Annotated in this window: 15 protein-coding genes; 4 read left to right on the forward strand and 11 right to left on the reverse strand. The window is 68.7% G+C overall.

Going from position 1 to position 14980, the window contains the following annotated elements; genetic code table 11:
• Window positions 1-4: 4 nt before the first annotated feature.
• Window positions 5-709, forward strand: a complete 705-nt coding sequence (gene cseB / locus ABTZ59_RS09040) for a two-component system response regulator CseB (protein WP_351393039.1) — start codon at window positions 5-7, stop codon at window positions 707-709.
• Window positions 706-2019 (forward strand): two-component system sensor histidine kinase CseC, encoded by a 1314-nt coding sequence (gene cseC / locus ABTZ59_RS09045; RefSeq protein WP_351393042.1) that lies wholly within the window; start codon window positions 706-708, stop codon window positions 2017-2019. The genes cseB and cseC overlap by 4 nt, the downstream gene beginning before the upstream one ends.
• Before the next feature lie 74 nt (window positions 2020-2093).
• Here cseC and ABTZ59_RS09050 read toward each other — a convergent pair whose 3' ends face one another.
• Entirely contained in the window at window positions 2094-2534 is a 441-nt protein-coding gene (locus tag ABTZ59_RS09050) for a VOC family protein (protein ID WP_351393045.1), read from the reverse strand.
• 154 nt (window positions 2535-2688) lie between these two features.
• Window positions 2689-4302 carry an MDR family MFS transporter gene (locus ABTZ59_RS09055; protein ID WP_351393048.1) on the reverse strand — a complete coding sequence of 538 codons (1614 nt, stop codon included), beginning with the start codon at window positions 4300-4302 and terminating at the stop codon, window positions 2689-2691.
• Window positions 4303-4421: 119 nt separating this feature from the next.
• On the opposite strand from ABTZ59_RS09055, the gene ABTZ59_RS09060 reads away from it, so the two are divergent.
• Window positions 4422-5000, forward strand: a complete 579-nt coding sequence (locus ABTZ59_RS09060) for a TetR/AcrR family transcriptional regulator (RefSeq protein WP_351393051.1) — start codon at window positions 4422-4424, stop codon at window positions 4998-5000.
• Between the two features lie 6 nt (window positions 5001-5006).
• On the opposite strand, the gene ABTZ59_RS09065 is transcribed toward ABTZ59_RS09060, so the two are convergent.
• Window positions 5007-5705 carry a M23 family metallopeptidase gene (locus tag ABTZ59_RS09065; protein ID WP_351393054.1) on the reverse strand — a complete coding sequence of 233 codons (699 nt, stop codon included), beginning with the start codon at window positions 5703-5705 and terminating at the stop codon, window positions 5007-5009.
• Between the two features lie 1135 nt (window positions 5706-6840).
• Window positions 6841-9363: an ATP-dependent Clp protease ATP-binding subunit gene (locus ABTZ59_RS09070; protein WP_351393057.1), complete on the reverse strand. Its 2523-nt coding sequence runs from the start codon at window positions 9361-9363 to the stop codon at window positions 6841-6843.
• Between the two features lie 434 nt (window positions 9364-9797).
• Here ABTZ59_RS09070 and ABTZ59_RS09075 point away from each other — a divergent pair, with 434 nt between their 5' ends.
• Window positions 9798-10436 carry an SCO3374 family protein gene (locus ABTZ59_RS09075; RefSeq protein ID WP_351393060.1) on the forward strand — a complete coding sequence of 213 codons (639 nt, stop codon included), beginning with the start codon at window positions 9798-9800 and terminating at the stop codon, window positions 10434-10436.
• Here ABTZ59_RS09075 and ABTZ59_RS09080 read toward each other — a convergent pair.
• The 7 genes from ABTZ59_RS09080 to nadC form a co-directional block, all read right to left on the reverse strand.
• Window positions 10415-10750, reverse strand: a complete 336-nt coding sequence (locus ABTZ59_RS09080; RefSeq protein WP_030354444.1) for a histone-like nucleoid-structuring protein Lsr2 — start codon at window positions 10748-10750, stop codon at window positions 10415-10417. The two genes, ABTZ59_RS09075 and ABTZ59_RS09080, sit on opposite strands and share 22 nt — an antisense overlap.
• Before the next feature lie 144 nt (window positions 10751-10894).
• Entirely contained in the window at window positions 10895-11440 is a 546-nt protein-coding gene (locus tag ABTZ59_RS09085) for an amino-acid N-acetyltransferase (RefSeq protein WP_351393065.1), read from the reverse strand.
• Between the two features lie 9 nt (window positions 11441-11449).
• On the reverse strand, window positions 11450-11962 hold the full coding sequence (locus ABTZ59_RS09090) for a BlaI/MecI/CopY family transcriptional regulator (RefSeq protein ID WP_503002450.1): 513 nt from the start codon (window positions 11960-11962) through the stop codon (window positions 11450-11452).
• 120 nt (window positions 11963-12082) lie between these two features.
• Window positions 12083-12271 (reverse strand): hypothetical protein, encoded by a 189-nt coding sequence (locus ABTZ59_RS09095; protein ID WP_351393071.1) that lies wholly within the window; start codon window positions 12269-12271, stop codon window positions 12083-12085.
• A 14-nt stretch (window positions 12272-12285) separates the two neighbouring features.
• Entirely contained in the window at window positions 12286-12894 is a 609-nt protein-coding gene (locus tag ABTZ59_RS09100) for a hypothetical protein (RefSeq protein WP_351393496.1), read from the reverse strand.
• 242 nt (window positions 12895-13136) lie between these two features.
• Window positions 13137-13934: a type III pantothenate kinase gene (locus ABTZ59_RS09105; RefSeq protein ID WP_351393073.1), complete on the reverse strand. Its 798-nt coding sequence runs from the start codon at window positions 13932-13934 to the stop codon at window positions 13137-13139.
• Window positions 13934-14980 (reverse strand): carboxylating nicotinate-nucleotide diphosphorylase, encoded by a 1047-nt coding sequence (gene nadC / locus ABTZ59_RS09110; protein ID WP_351393076.1) that lies wholly within the window; start codon window positions 14978-14980, stop codon window positions 13934-13936. The genes ABTZ59_RS09105 and nadC overlap by 1 nt, the downstream gene beginning before the upstream one ends.

A 14980-nucleotide genomic window follows, 5' to 3' on the forward strand; every position in this document is an offset into this window, starting at 1 on the left:
CGGGATGGCCGAGACCCATGTCCTGTTCGTCGAGGACGACGATGTCATTCGCGAAGCCACCCAGCTGGCGCTGGAGCGCAGTGGCTTCGTGGTCACCGCCAGGCCGGACGGACTCTCCGGCCTCGACGCGTTCCGCGCGGACCGTCCCGACATCGCCCTGCTCGATGTGATGGTGCCCGGTCTGGACGGGGTCAGCCTGTGCCGCCGTATCCGTGACGAGTCGACCGTGCCCGTGATCATGCTGTCCGCGCGCGCCGACTCGATCGATGTGGTGCTCGGGCTGGAGGCCGGCGCCGACGACTATGTGACCAAGCCCTTCGACGGCGCGGTGCTGGTCGCCAGGATCCGCGCCGTACTGCGCCGCTTCGGGCACGCGGGCGGGCCCGCCGGCGAATCGGGCGGACCGGGCGAGCCCGATGAGCACGGGGTGCTGTCCTTCGGCGATCTGGTGATCGACACGGAGGGCATGGAAGTACGCAGGGGCGGCGCGCCGGTGGCGCTGACGCCGACGGAGATGCGGCTGCTGCTGGAGTTCTCGGCCGCTCCCGGCACGGTGCTCTCCCGCGACAAACTGCTTGAGCGGGTCTGGGACTACGGCTGGGGCGGTGACACCCGGGTGGTGGACGTCCATGTCCAGCGGCTGCGCACCAAGATCGGGCAGGACCGGATCGACACGGTCCGCGGCTTCGGATACAAGCTCAAGGCATGAAGCGGCCCGCCCTGCGCACCGGAGTCCGGTGGAAGATCAGCATCGCGATCGCGGCGGTCGGCGCGCTCGTCGCGGTGGCGCTGAGTCTGGTGGTGCACAACTCGGCGCGGGTCTCGATGCTCGACAACTCGCGCGAGGTGCAGATGGAGCGGCTGCTGTTCGCGCAGCGGATGTACGACTCCACGAAGGAGCCCAGGCTCGGCACGAAGCTCAATGACCCGGCGCTTCCGCGCGGCCTGCAGGCGAAGATGAAGCAGGGCCGGCGCGCGACCTATGTGGAGGAGACCGAGAGCGGGGTGCCCGATGTCTGGGCCGCCGTCCCGCTGAGCAACGGCACGGTGCTCTCGCTGCACAGCGAGTTCGCCGACCGCTCCACGACGATCATGAAGGATCTGGACCGGTCGCTGATCATCGGTTCGGTCTCGGTGGTCTTCGGGGGCTGCGCCCTGGGTGTGCTGGTCGGCGGGCAGCTCTCGCGGCGGCTGCGCAAGGCCGCCGCGGCGGCGGGGCGGGTCGCGCAGGGCAATACGGACGTACGCGTCGGGGACGCCGTCGGCGGTGTCGTACGCGACGAGACGGATGAGCTGGCCCGCGCGGTGGACGCGCTGACCGACGCGCTGAACGAGCGCATCGAGGCGGAGCGCCGGGTCACCGCGGACATCGCCCATGAACTGCGTACGCCGGTGACCGGGCTGATGACGGCCGCCGAACTGCTGCCGCCGGGCCGCCCCACGGAGCTGGTACGGGACCGGGCCCAGGCCCTGCGGACGCTGGTCGAGGACGTCCTGGAGGTGGCGAGGCTCGACAGCGCCTCGGAGCGCGCCGAACTCCAGGAGATCGCTCTCGGCGAGTTCGTCGAGCGGCGGGTGCGGGTGCTGAACCCGGCGATCAAGGTCAGGGTCGTGCACGAGTCCTGGGTCAGCACCGATCCGCGCCGGCTGGAACGCATTCTGGGCAATCTGCTGGCCAACGCCGCCAAGCACGGTGGGACACCCGTCGAGGTGACGGTCGAGGGCCGGGTGGTACGCGTACGGGACCACGGCCCCGGCTTCCCGGAAGCCCTGCTGCGGGAGGGCCCGAGCCGCTTCCGTACGGGCGCGACGGACCGCGCGGGCCACGGCCACGGGCTGGGCCTGACCATCGCGGCCGGCCAGGCCCGGGTCCTCGGCGCGCGGCTGACCTTCCGGAACGCCACGCCCGAGGGCATCGAGGACCTGAACGGCGCGGGCGGCGCGATCGCGGTCCTCTGGCTCCCGGAACACGCCCCGACGACAACGGGCAGCTTCCCGATACTGAAACTGCCGGGCTGAACCGGACTGAAGCCGCCACGCTCCCCTCAAACCGCCCCCCTGCTCACGCCGCCCCCCCCTCGGGCCGGGCCCCCTCAGGCCCATGCCTTGTCGAGGTCGAGGTCCTCGCGCTGCTGCGTGAACGAGAACCAGTTGCCGGAGTCGTCCCGCAGGATCGCCTCCGTACCGTACGGACGCTCCTGCGGCGGCTGGATGAACTCCACCCCGCGCGCCTTGAGCTTCTCGTAGTCCCCATGGATGTCGTCCGTGGCCAGCGCCCCCGCGCCCAGCACGCCCTTCGCGACGAGCGTTCTGACCGCCTCGGCCGACTCCTCGTCCATCGCCGGGGCGCCCGGCACCATGAGGGTCAGCACCACTTCGGGCTGGTCCTTCGCACCGACCGTCACCCAGCGCATCCCTCCCTCACCGAGCGTCATGTCCATGCGCAGCTCCAGGCCCAGCTTCTCGGTGTAGAACTCCTTCGCGCGGTCCTGGTCCAGGACCCAGACGGTGGAAATGGCAAGACCCTTGATCATCGGGCGCTCCCTCGGAAGTGCGGTGTCGGCAGCGGGCGGCGCCCGCCCCGGCACGGCGGGCGACTGTCCGCACTTCGATGCTGACACGCACCACTGACAACGGCCCCTGGCGCCGATGCGCGCCAGGGGCCGTGCGGAGTCGTGCGCCGGAGGTTCAGGCGGACTGCGTGACCTTCCCGTCCGCCGCCGGGGCCGGGGCCGGGTCCTGGTCGGCCACGTCGGCCGGCTTCTTCTCCCCGCCCCGCAGCGGGACCTCCTTGACGAAGAACGCCGCGACGAAGCCGATCACCGCGATGGCCGCGCCCAGCGTGAACGCCGCGTTCGTGCCGGTCGACACCGCGTGCTGGTACGCCTCGCGCACCATGTCCGGCAGCTTCGCCAGGCTCGCCGCGTCCAGCTGGGTCGTCTGCTCGGTGGCACCCGCCCCGCCCGCGCCGGCGCGGGCGGCCATCTCGTCCTGTACCCGGCTGGTGAACAGGGCGCCCATGATAGCGGCGCCGAAGGAGCCGCCGAGCGTACGGAAGAGGGTGGTGGTGGACGAGCCGACGCCCATGTCCTTCATCTCGACGCTGTTCTGCGCGACGAGCATGGTGATCTGCATCAGGAAGCCCATGCCCGCGCCGAGGACGGCCATGTAGAGGCCGGAGGTCAGCCGCGAGGTGCCGGTGTCCATCTGCGCCAGCAGGAACAGGCCGACGACCATCAGGCCGCCGCCCAGGATCGGGAAGATCTTGTACTTGCCGCTGCTGGTGGTGACCCGGCCCGCGATCAGCGAGACGAGCATCATCGACAGCAGCATCGGCAGCAGGAGCAGACCGGAATTGGTGGCCGAGGCGCCCTGTACGGCCTGCTGGTAGAGCGGGAGGAAGAGCACCGCGCCGAACATCACGAAGCCGGTCAGGAACCCGATCACGGACATCAGCGAGAAGTTGCGACTGCGGAAGATGTGCAGCGGCATGATCGGCTCGGGGACCCTGGTCTGCACGAAGACGAAGCCGATGAGGGAGGCGACGCCGATGGCGATCAGCTCCATGATCATCGCGGAGCTCCAGGCGTACTCCGTACCGCCCCAGGTGGTGACGAGCACGATCGCCGTGATGCCGATGGTCAGCAGCGCGGCACCGAGATAGTCGACCTTGGCCTTCGTCCGGTCCTTGGCGGGCAGATGCAGGACGGCGGTGATCATCACGAGCGCCAGCGCGCCGAGCGGGAGGTTGATGTAGAAGCTCCAGCGCCAGCCGAGGTGGTCGGTGATGGTGCCGCCGACCAGCGGCCCGCCGATCATCGCGAGCGCCATGACACCGGCCATCATGCCCTGGTATTTGCCCCGCTCCCGGGGCGGTATCAGGTCCCCGATGATCGCCATGACGCCGACCATCAGACCGCCGGCGCCCAGACCCTGGACGGCCCGGAAGCCGATGAGCTGGCCCATGTCCTGGGCCATTCCGCTGAGTGCGGAGCCGATCAGGAAGACCACGATCGAGGTGAGGAAGACGCCCTTGCGGCCGTATATGTCGCCGAGCTTGCCCCAGATCGGCGTGGAGGCGGCGGTCGCCAGGGTGTACGCGGTGACCACCCAGGACAGATGCGCGAGACCCCCCAGCTCACCGACGATGGTCGGCATCGCGGTACCGACGATCATGTTGTCCAGCATGGCCAGCAGCATCGCGATCATCAGCGCGAGCAGCACCACGCGCACGCTGCGCGGCTGCCGCCCGGGTTTCTCGGCTGCCTCCGGCTGCTCGGTCTGCTTCCCGGTCGGACTCATGTCCCCACTCCCCTGCACTCCCCTGACACTTACTTGCCGCCCGGCAAGCTGACTACACTGGGGTAAGGTAGACCCCAACTTGCCGGGCGTCAAGTAAGTTATTTCTCGGGAGAGCACCCATGGGCAGCACACAGCACCCTCGGCGGGGAAACACCCGCCAGCGCATCCAGGACGTCGCGCTGGAGCTCTTCGGGGAGCAGGGATACGAGAAGACGTCGCTACGGGAGATCGCCGAGCGGCTCGATGTCACGAAGGCCGCCCTGTACTACCACTTCAAGACCAAGGAAGACATCCTGATCAGCCTCTTCGAGGATCTGGCGCGCCCGCTCGACGACCTGATCACCTGGGGCCGTACACAGCCGCACACCCTGGAGACCAAGGAGGAGATCCTGCGGCGCTACAGCGAGGCGCTGAAGAACGCGGCCCCGCTCTTCCGCTTCATGCAGGAGAACCAGGCAACGGTCCGCGAGCTGAGCATCGGCCATACGTTCAAGGAACGGATGATCGACATGCTCGATCTGATCCAGGACCCGGACGCGTCCCTGAAGAATCGGGTCCGTTGCGTCAGCGCGCTCTTCACGATGCACGCGGGCACCTTCGCCCTCAAGGACGTCGAAGGAGACCCCGAGGAGAAGCGCGAAGCCATCCTTGAGGTCTCCATCGAGCTGATGAGCCAGGCTCATCGGGTCACACCCTGAGACGGGTCACACCTTGACGCCCAGCGAGCGCAGGAACGGGACCGGGTTGACGGCCGAGCCGTAGTTCGGCGTCGTCCGGATCTCGAAGTGCAGGTGCGGGCCGCTGGAGTTACCGGTGTTGCCGGAGAGTCCTATCAGCTTGTCGGTCTTGACGTGCTGGCCCACGTACACCTTGATCTGGGACAGGTGCGCGTACTGCGAGTACGTACCGTCCTTGTGCTTGATCACGATGGCGTTGCCGTACGCGGGGCCGTCACCGGCGCCGTTCGGGCCGGCCTTGACGACGGTGCCGGTGTGGACGGCGTGGACCGGCGTGCCCGTCGGCACGGCGAAGTCCTGGCCGGAGTGCTTGTGCGCCCACATGCCGCCGCCGATACCGAAGCCGGCGCTGAGCTTGTAGTGCTTGACCGGGTCGGTCCAGGACGCGGCCTTCTTGGCCTCCGCCTTCGCCTTCGAGACCTTGGCCTTGGCGTCGTCGGCCTTGGAGGCGGCAGCGGCCTGAACCGCGGCCTGCTGCTTGACGGCCGAAGCGGCCGAGACGGTCGAGGTGGTGGCCGGGGCGCCGGTGGCCGCGCCACCGCCGGTCGCGGCGAACGCGGCCCCGGTTCCGGCCGCCAACGACACTCCGAGTCCGGCAGCCAGGACGCCGGCACGGGTACGAAGGACGGACGGTCGGGCCAGACGGGACAGCTTGCGCTGCGACATACGGGTAAACCTCCGGGCATCAAGGGACCCGGCACACGAGAGCCGGGCTGGCCTCACCTTGGTAACCCGACCCCCACCTCATCCCAAAACACCCCATCTACGGCATCATGTCGTAGCGATCCCCGCGGCAGTGCGCCTCGCGACCACCGGGATCGGCACGCCACGATCGTGCACTATGAGATGATTTAAACCTGTTTAAGCGCACGTGAAACGCCGGATAATCGGCATCCGGCCCCGGTACCCGGCCCGGCCGTCCCCATCCCGCCGAACGACCCGCCCCCGGCAGGGCCGAACGTCCCGACTGAAGCACAGCGCCGCGACTATCAAGGCTAGTAAGGGCAAAAACGGCTGTGCTGCTTGTCACGGCCACCGGGTAGAAATGCCTTCCGATTCAGGACCAAAGTCCCGGTTCAATCCCCCGGCGCCCACCGCCCGCCCAGGCCCGCCGCACCCGATGGCGCCGGAGGAAACACTCGCCTCATTGGGGCCTTATGGCTGCCCTTCCTTCCAGACCCGTCCGGGCTCGATTCGGTGACGGCCGATCCCGTCGCCCGTCTGATCTGCGAAATCGGCGGGCCGGGAGGCCATTTGCTCCGCGCGCCGGTACGCGCTGCACGAAAGCGCTTCGGTGCGGTAGCAGTGCGCGTTGAGCTGGAGCCGATTCCCGGCGGAGGCGTACGCGCGGGAGGTACTGGCCCGTATGCCGCCGACGGACGAGACGCCCACCGTGACCGGTCTCGACCAATTGCGGCACCCGCGCGAACTGCCAGACGTCGATTCGCTTATGTCCACCGGCAGTTACGACGGGCCACAACTCGGCTCATTTCTCACGGGCGTTGACTTCAGGGTCGCTCATCTTCGCCGACAAAACACGGGACGAGTTGTCTTTCCTCCGTGAACCGCGGCGGCTGAACATGCTGAGGCTGTCGGGCTGTTCAGCACGGAAAGACCTCTCGGGACTACAGGAGTCAGCGATCGGGCGGCTCACGATGGAGGCAGGCGGGCTGACGCACGCGGATCTCTGCCCCAGCCATCGGATGCCGAAAAGACGGGGCATACGAAAGGGGCTGCCCCGGAACCGTGAGAACACGGTCCGGGGCAGCCCCTTCAGTCACTCAGCCCTTGGGCGTGAGCCTCACACGTCCTTCGTCAGGTTCGGGCCGCCGCCGGCCGCCTGCTCGATCGGAGGGACGTCCGGCAGAGGCGACTTCTCCTCGCCGCGGAAGGTGAACTTCTTCGCCTCACCCTCGCCCTCGGTGTCCACGACCACGATGTGACCGGGACGCAGCTCACTGAAGAGGATCTTCTCGGAGAGGACGTCCTCGATCTCGCGCTGAATCGTCCGGCGCAGCGGCCGGGCGCCCAGGACGGGGTCGTAACCCTTCGTGGCCAGCAGCGACTTGGCGTTCGCGCTCAGCTCAAGGCCCATGTCCCGGTCCTTCAGCCGCTCGTCCACCTTGTCCACCATGAGGTCGACGATCTGGATGATGTCTTCCTCGGTGAGCTGGTGGAAGACCACCGTGTCGTCGACGCGGTTGAGGAACTCCGGCCGGAAGTGCTTCTTCAGCTCTTCGTTGACCTTGTTCTTCATCCGCTCGTAGTTGGTCTTGGTGTCGCCCTGGGCGGCGAAGCCCAGGTTGAACCCCTTGGAGATGTCCCGGGTCCCGAGGTTGGTCGTCATGATGATGACCGTGTTCTTGAAGTCCACCACCCGGCCCTGGGAGTCGGTCAGCCGACCGTCCTCCAGGATCTGGAGCAGGGAGTTGAAGATATCGGGGTGGGCCTTCTCGACCTCGTCGAAGAGGACGACGGAGAACGGCTTCCTGCGCACCTTCTCGGTGAGCTGGCCGCCCTCCTCGTACCCCACGTACCCGGGGGGAGAGCCGAAGAGACGCGAGACGGTGTGCTTCTCGCTGAACTCCGACATGTCGAGAGCGATCAGCGCGTCCTCGTCGCCGAACAGGAACTCGGCGAGCGTCTTGGACAGCTCCGTCTTACCGACACCGGACGGGCCGGCGAAGATGAACGAGCCATTGGGGCGCTTGGGGTCCTTCAGACCCGCTCGCGTACGCCGGATCGCCTGCGAGAGCGCCTTGATGGCGTCCTTCTGGCCGATGACGCGCTTGTGGAGCTCGTCCTCCATGCGGAGCAGCCGCGAGGACTCCTCCTCGGTGAGCTTGAAGACCGGGATGCCCGTGGCCGTCGCCAGCACCTCGGCGATCAGCTCCTCGTCCACCTCGGCGACGACGTCCATGTCGCCGGCCTTCCACTCCTTCTCCCGCTTGGTCTTCGCGGCCAGCAGCTGCTTCTCCTTGTCACGGAGAGACGCCGCCTTCTCGAAGTCCTGGGAGTCGATGGCCGACTCCTTGTCACGGCGGACGCCCGCGATCTTCTCGTCGAACTCGCGGAGGTCCGGCGGAGCGGTCATCCGGCGGATACGCATCCGGGAGCCGGCCTCGTCGATCAGGTCGATCGCCTTGTCCGGCAGGAAGCGGTCCGAGATGTACCGGTCGGCGAGCGTCGCGGCGGCGACCAGGGCGGAGTCCGTGATGGACACGCGGTGGTGCGCCTCGTAACGGTCGCGCAGGCCCTTGAGGATCTCGATCGTGTGCGGCAGCGACGGCTCCGCGACCTGGATGGGCTGGAAGCGGCGCTCCAGGGCCGCGTCCTTCTCCAGGTGCTTGCGGTACTCGTCGAGCGTCGTCGCACCGATGGTCTGGAGCTCGCCGCGGGCCAGCATCGGCTTGAGGATGCTCGCCGCGTCGATCGCGCCCTCGGCGGCACCCGCACCCACCAGGGTGTGGAGCTCGTCGATGAACAGGATGATGTCCCCGCGGGTGCGGATCTCCTTGAGGACCTTCTTCAGGCGCTCCTCGAAGTCACCGCGGTAACGCGAACCGGCGACGAGCGCGCCGAGGTCGAGGGTGTAGAGGTGCTTGTCCTTGAGGGTCTCGGGCACCTCGCCCTTGACGATGGCCTGGGCCAGCCCCTCGACGACCGCCGTCTTGCCGACGCCGGGCTCGCCGATGAGCACGGGGTTGTTCTTCGTACGGCGGGACAGCACCTGCATGACCCGCTCGATCTCCTTCTCGCGCCCGATGACCGGGTCGAGCTTGGATTCACGGGCGGCCTGGGTGAGATTCCGGCCGAACTGGTCGAGGACCAGGGACGTGGAGGGCGTGCCCTCGGCAGGACCGCCCGCGGTGGCGGCCTCCTTGCCCTGGTATCCGGAGAGCAGCTGGATGACCTGCTGCCGCACCCGGTTGAGATCGGCGCCCAGCTTCACGAGGACCTGGGCGGCGACGCCCTCGCCCTCGCGGATCAGGCCGAGCAGGATGTGCTCGGTGCCGATGTAGTTGTGGCCCAGCTGAAGAGCCTCGCGGAGCGACAGCTCCAGGACCTTCTTGGCACGGGGCGTGAAGGGGATGTGGCCGGACGGGGCCTGCTGGCCCTGGCCGATGATCTCCTCCACCTGCTGGCGGACCGCCTCGAGCGAAATCCCGAGGCTCTCCAGGGCCTTAGCGGCGACACCCTCACCCTCATGGATAAGGCCCAGGAGGATGTGCTCGGTGCCGATGTAGTTGTGGTTGAGCATCCGGGCTTCTTCCTGAGCCAGGACGACAACCCGCCGCGCGCGGTCGGTGAACCTCTCGAACATCGTTAATCGCTCCTCAGAGCGGTCAGGCAGTAAAGGGGTCGGTCCCCTCCCTGTCCTTCCGCAGCTTAGTCCCGCAAGCGGGGACCGCTCATTCCAACTGCCGACTACCTGTCCCAGGCTCCCAGCCCCGAACGCCGGACAACAGCTCCAACCCGATGGTGCGAGACGATGTTCCCGCAGGCCAGGCATATACCCCCACCATCAGTACGCCGATGGCGAACGTGAGACGCCCGGAAACCGCGTGTCGTCCCTTCCCACTAGGAATGTCTTACCCGCAAGCAGTGACACTCCATGCGGCGCACCCCGGTTCCCTCCGCTACGGGCGAACACCCTTGCGCTCCCGAACACGCCCGCACGCCCCCGAGTTGAACACTCTCCGCAATCGGATACGGACCCAGCGTAACTCCGGGTGGGGTTGGGGAGTTGCCCCGGGTATGTCCTTCACCGTCCCGCTCCCCCGCGCCCCGCTCGAAGGGGAGCGCGCGCAGTGGCACGACCACACGCACGAGAGGTGGCCGGTCGCGCGGTGGTACGAGAAAGGGCTGGGCTGGGCGACCGTCGCGGGGCCGCCGGTCCAGCTGCTCACCGGGCTCCGCTTCGACGTGCTGGAGTTGCCCGCGGACGCGGGGGACGCCGTGCTGCGGCGGACGGGCGCGACGGGGCCGGTGGCGCTGTACGGGGAACGGATGGCGTTCCTGGTGGCCGCCGGGAGCGCCGATGAGGTGCCGGGGCTGCTCGACTGGCTGGAGTGGGGCGGGATCGCCCTGGGCCTGTCCGCGCTCGGCGCGGACGGACGGATGCCGGCCCCCGTGCCGCCCCGGTGGCCTTCCGCCACGGCTGCCGCCGCGCAGGGGACCGCTGTCTGGCTGCGGCCCCCCGAGCCCGGACGGGAGGTGGAGCCGGCACTGCCGGCGCTCGCACCGTTCGGGTACGGCGGCGGTGACGGGGGCAGCGGTGGGGGTGCCCCCGATCTCGTACGACTCGTGGACGCGGCGGCGACTGAGTGCCACCGGGCCCGTTTGCTGCGCGGAAATACTCTTCGTACGAGAACTCAGCCGTTGGCCTTCTCGTAGGCTTCACGGATCTCGGCGGGAACACGACCGCGGTCGTTGACGCTGTAGCCGTTCTCCTTCGCCCACTTGCGGATTTCCGCGGTGTCCTTGTTACCGCCCGCGGCGACACGGCCCTTGCCACGGCTGCCCGCGGCGCGACCGCCGGTACGCCGGCCACCCTTGGTGTACGGATCGAGGAGACCCCGCAGCTTGTCCGCATTGGCGGTCGTGAGGTCAATCTCGTAGGTCTTGCCGTCCAGAGCGAACGTCACCGTCTCGTCCGCCTCGCCGCCGTCGAGGTCATCGACAAGAAGGACCTGAACCTTCTGTGCCACCGGATTCCCTTTCATCGAAAATGCAGTACGCGGAAAGGAAACCGCTTTTCTCAGGAAAACACAAACCCCCGGCAGAGGTTCAGTCCAGCGAGAACACGGGAAACGTGCGCGATTCGGACATAGGGTCTGGCGTCTTCCCGGCGATCACAGGTGCAGAAGCATCCGGCTGTTGCCCAAGGTGTTCGGCTTCACCCGTTCGAGACCGAGGAACTCGGCAACACCCTCGTCATAGGAACGCAGCAGCTCTCTGTACACATCTCCGTCGACCGGCGTCTCGCCGATCTCCACGAAGCCGCGCTTCGCGAAGAACTCGACTTCGAAGGTGAGACAGAATACGCGCCGCACTCCGAGCCAGCGGGCGGTCTCCAGCAGCTTGTCCAGTAGTTGATGCCCGGCGCCGGTGCCCCTGGCCGCGCGATCCACCGCGAGTGTGCGCACTTCGGCGAGGTCTTCCCACATCACATGCAAGGCGCCACAGCCGATGACAGTCGCGTCCTCGTCGCGTTCCGCGACCCAGAACTCCTGGATGTCCTCGTAAAGCGTCACCGGCGCTTTGTCGAGCAGGATGCCTTCGCTCACGTAAGGGTCCACGAGACGGCGGACCGCCGGTACATCCCTGGTCCTGGCGCGTCTGACGGTGAGGGCATTTGCTTCGGCATTGGGAAGCGGAAGCGGAACGGCTGACGGCATGGCTGGACGCTATCGCCCCGGCTCGCGCCCGGCGTCGGCGCCCTCGTCCGGCTCTTCGGACGCGTCGGGGTGTTGCGGCTCTTCGGCTTCTTCCCGGTCTTGTACACCGGCGCCTTCGTTACTGACCGTTTCCGTTTCCGTACTGATCGCTTCCGTATCAGCTTCTTCGGAAGTGTCCCGGCGCACCAAGGCGACCGCGTCCTCCAGTGACCGGCGCTGCTCGGACGACATCATGCCGAAGAAGGCGACAAGAGCGGCGGCGGGGTTGTCACTCTTCGACCATGCTTCGTTCATCAGGGCCGCCGCGTAGGCGGCGCGGGTGGAGACCGCCGTATATCGATAGGCGCGGCCGTCGACTTCCCTGCGCACCCAGCCCTTCTGATGGAGATTGTCCATTACGGTCATGACGGTGGTGTAGGCGATGGACCGCTCCTGCTGAAGGTCTTCGAGGACTTCCCGGACGGTGACCGGACGGTTCCATTGCCAGACGCGTGTCATGACGGCGTCTTCCAGGTCTCCCAATTGTCGGGGCACAGCGCCACCATAGTGCGAGATGTCCGAATGGCCGGTTATTGACGTAACAAAAAGGACGTACGACTGGAATCAGTCGTACGTCCTGGTCATATGTTGAGCGCGTATACCTCAGGCGCTGTGCGGATCCGGGGTACGGCCCTGCTCCTGGGCGGCCTCCGCGCGAGCCATCGCCGCGTCGACGGCGGCGTCCTCCTTGGACTTGTTGGGACCGCCCTGACTCTTGACGATCGTCACGACCAGGCCGATGAAGAAGGCGGCCATCACCACGGGAGGCAGGAGCGCGGATACGTAGTCCATGCCGTCCAGAGTAGCTATCCGGCGGCGCGCTCCTCCGGCGGGGGCGCGGGCCGGCGGCGTGGCGGGAAGACCTCGGACGGCTTGGGCATCGGCCGGTCCTTCTCGGGGTGCTCGGGGCGCTCGGGCCTGTGGGGCTCGCGGGGCTTGTCGGGCTTGCGGGGTTCGCGGGGCTCCTGGGCCGGTTCGTCGGCAGCTCGTCCGCCGGGGAGCGCGAGGAGGCGGGTGCGGGGAGCGGGGGCCGTGACGGCGCGGGCGCCGGCCAGATGGGCGACCACCGAGCGGTCCGTGAGCCGCCGGCAGCGGTCGAGCAGGGCCGCCGCGACCGGGTTGCCGCGCAGGGCGCGCAGCGCCGCGAGGTCGTCGGACCGGGGGTGGTAACCGGCCGCCAGTGCGTCCTGGAGCAGCTCCAGATAGCCCGTGAGGGACCCGGGAAGCGCTTGCCGGTACCTCGCGAGGTCGGCCTGGAGAAAGGCCCGCAGACGCCCGGCCTCGCGCATCGCCTCGTCCACGGACTCGGCGAGGGCCAGGCAGGCCCGGACGTCCTCGTTCGGGAGCGGGGCGGGGTGAAGGGCAACGGCGAGGGCACGTCGGAGCACACTCAGCTCGTCCGCGCCGAAGGCCATGCCGCCGCGTGATCCGTATGGCGTGGGCATGCGGCGACACTACGCGCCAAAGGGACAAAATCGGCTTAACGCCCCTCTTCTGGCGCGGCCCGCCCGCCGAACGAGGGACGGACGAACGAGGGACCGCCCGACGAGGTGGGTCCGCTCGTCCGTCCGAACCGCGAGGCGGGCCCGCTCGTCCGCCCGAACCACAGGGCCGCGCCCCCGCGCGAACCACGGGGCAGGGCCGCGCCCCCGCCCGCTCACATGCGCGAGACGTTGCGCTCGTACACCAGGCGCAGGCCGATCAGGGTGAGCCAGGGCTCGTGCTCGTCGATCACGGACGCCTCGCCCAGCACCATCGGTGCCAGGCCGCCGGTCGCGATCACCGTGACCTCCTCGGGGTCCTCGGCCAGCTCGCGCGCCATTCGCGCCACCACCCCGTCGACCTGGCCGGCGAAGCCGTACAGGATGCCGGCCTGCATCGCCTCGACGGTGTTCTTGCCGATCACGCTGCGCGGCCTGGCCAGCTCGATCTTGCGGAGCTGGGCGCCTTTGACGCCGAGCGCCTCGACCGAGATCTCGATGCCGGGCGCGATGACGCCGCCCGCGTACTCACCGCGCGCGCTGACCGCGTCGAAGGTCGTCGCCGTACCGAAGTCGACGACGATCGCCGGGCCGCCGTACAGCTCGACGGCCGCGACCGCGTTGATGATGCGGTCGGCGCCGACCTCCTTGGGGTTGTCCATCAGGATCGGCACGCCCGTCTTGATGCCGGGCTCCACGAGGACGGCGGGGACATCTCCGTAGTAGCGGCGGGTCACCTCGCGCAGTTCGTGCAGGACGGAAGGGACCGTCGAGCAGATCGCGATCCCCTCGACGCCGTCGCCCAGTTCGTCGCCGAGCAGCGGGTGCGTCCCCATCAGCCCCTGGAGGAGCACGGCGAGTTCGTCGGCGGTGCGGCGCGCGTCGGTGGAGATGCGCCAGTGCTCGACGATCTCCTCTCCGTCGAACAGACCGAGGACGGTATGGGTGTTGCCGACGTCGATCGTGAGCAGCATCAGGCGCCGGCCTCTCGCAGGTCGAGGCCGATGTCGAGGATCGGGGAGGAGTGGGTGAGGGCCCCGACCGCGAGGAAGTCGACGCCCGTCTCCGCGTAGGCGCGCGCGTTGCCGAGGACGAGCCGTCCCGAGGACTCAAGGACCGCGCGGCCCGCGACGATGGCCACGGCCTCCGCGGTCTCGGCCGGGGTGAAGTTGTCCAGCAGGATCAGATCGGCGCCCGCGTCCAGGACTTCGCGGACCTGGTGGAGGGTGTCGACCTCGACCTCGATCGGTACGTCGGGGAACCGGTCCCGTACGGCCTTGAACGCCTCGGCGACCCCGCCCGCGGCGACGACGTGGTTGTCCTTCACCAGGGCCGCGTCGGAGAGCGACATCCGGTGGTTGACCCCGCCGCCGCAGCGCACCGCGTACTTCTCCAGGGCGCGCAGCCCGGGAGTGGTCTTGCGGGTGTCGCGGACCTTGGCGCCGGTGCCTTCGAGCACGTCGGCCCAGGCGCGCGTGGCGGTCGCGATGCCGGAGAGCCGGCACAGCAGATTGAGCGCGCTGCGCTCGGCGGTGAGCAGATCACGGGTGCGGGTGGTGACGCTGAGCAGCTTCTGGCCCGCCTCGACCCGGTCGCCGTCGGCGGCATGGCGCTCCACGGCGAACTCCTCCGTACAGACGAGGGAGAGCACGGCCTCGGCGATGTGCAGGCCCGCGACCGTACCGCCCTCGCGCGCGGTGAAGTCGCCGGTGGCGACGGCGTCCTCGGGGACGGTGGCGACGGTCGTCACGTCCACGCCGTGGTCGAGGTCCTCGGCGACGGCGACATGCGCGATGTCCTCGACCTGGACGGGGTCCAGGCCCGCGTCGGCGAGCAGTTGGGCGAGGGCGGGGTCGAGGCCGCACTCCAGGTCGTCGGGTCCGTAGCCGTCCTCGCCCGCGGAGCAGCCGCAGCCGTCGCCGCAGCCGCCCGGCGGGGCCGGCGCCGCGGCCGGGGCGCCGATCTGGATGAGCGGTACGTCCACGGGCTCGGGGCGCGGACTGTCTTCGGGCGTGCTCAC

The sequence above is a fragment of the Streptomyces sp. NPDC094034 genome, from assembly GCF_040303865.1.
Lineage (GTDB): Bacteria > Actinomycetota > Actinomycetes > Streptomycetales > Streptomycetaceae > Streptomyces.

Excerpts from the sequence above, each read along its gene's own strand:
- cseB (WP_351393039.1), top strand. The coding sequence starts at position 5 with ATGGCCGAGACCCATGTCCTGTTCGTCGAGGACGACGATGTCATTCGC.
- cseC (WP_351393042.1), top strand. The coding sequence starts at position 706 with ATGAAGCGGCCCGCCCTGCGCACCGGAGTCCGGTGGAAGATCAGCATC.
- ABTZ59_RS09050 (WP_351393045.1), bottom strand. The coding sequence starts at position 2,534 with ATGATCAAGGGTCTTGCCATTTCCACCGTCTGGGTCCTGGACCAGGAC.
- ABTZ59_RS09055 (WP_351393048.1), bottom strand. The coding sequence starts at position 4,302 with ATGAGTCCGACCGGGAAGCAGACCGAGCAGCCGGAGGCAGCCGAGAAA.
- ABTZ59_RS09060 (WP_351393051.1), top strand. The coding sequence starts at position 4,422 with ATGGGCAGCACACAGCACCCTCGGCGGGGAAACACCCGCCAGCGCATC.
- ABTZ59_RS09065 (WP_351393054.1), bottom strand. The coding sequence starts at position 5,705 with ATGTCGCAGCGCAAGCTGTCCCGTCTGGCCCGACCGTCCGTCCTTCGT.
- ABTZ59_RS09070 (WP_351393057.1), bottom strand. The coding sequence starts at position 9,363 with ATGTTCGAGAGGTTCACCGACCGCGCGCGGCGGGTTGTCGTCCTGGCT.
- ABTZ59_RS09075 (WP_351393060.1), top strand. The coding sequence starts at position 9,798 with ATGTCCTTCACCGTCCCGCTCCCCCGCGCCCCGCTCGAAGGGGAGCGC.
- ABTZ59_RS09085 (WP_351393065.1), bottom strand. The coding sequence starts at position 11,440 with ATGCCGTCAGCCGTTCCGCTTCCGCTTCCCAATGCCGAAGCAAATGCC.
- ABTZ59_RS09095 (WP_351393071.1), bottom strand. The coding sequence starts at position 12,271 with ATGGACTACGTATCCGCGCTCCTGCCTCCCGTGGTGATGGCCGCCTTC.
- ABTZ59_RS09100 (WP_351393496.1), bottom strand. The coding sequence starts at position 12,894 with ATGGCCTTCGGCGCGGACGAGCTGAGTGTGCTCCGACGTGCCCTCGCC.
- ABTZ59_RS09105 (WP_351393073.1), bottom strand. The coding sequence starts at position 13,934 with ATGCTGCTCACGATCGACGTCGGCAACACCCATACCGTCCTCGGTCTG.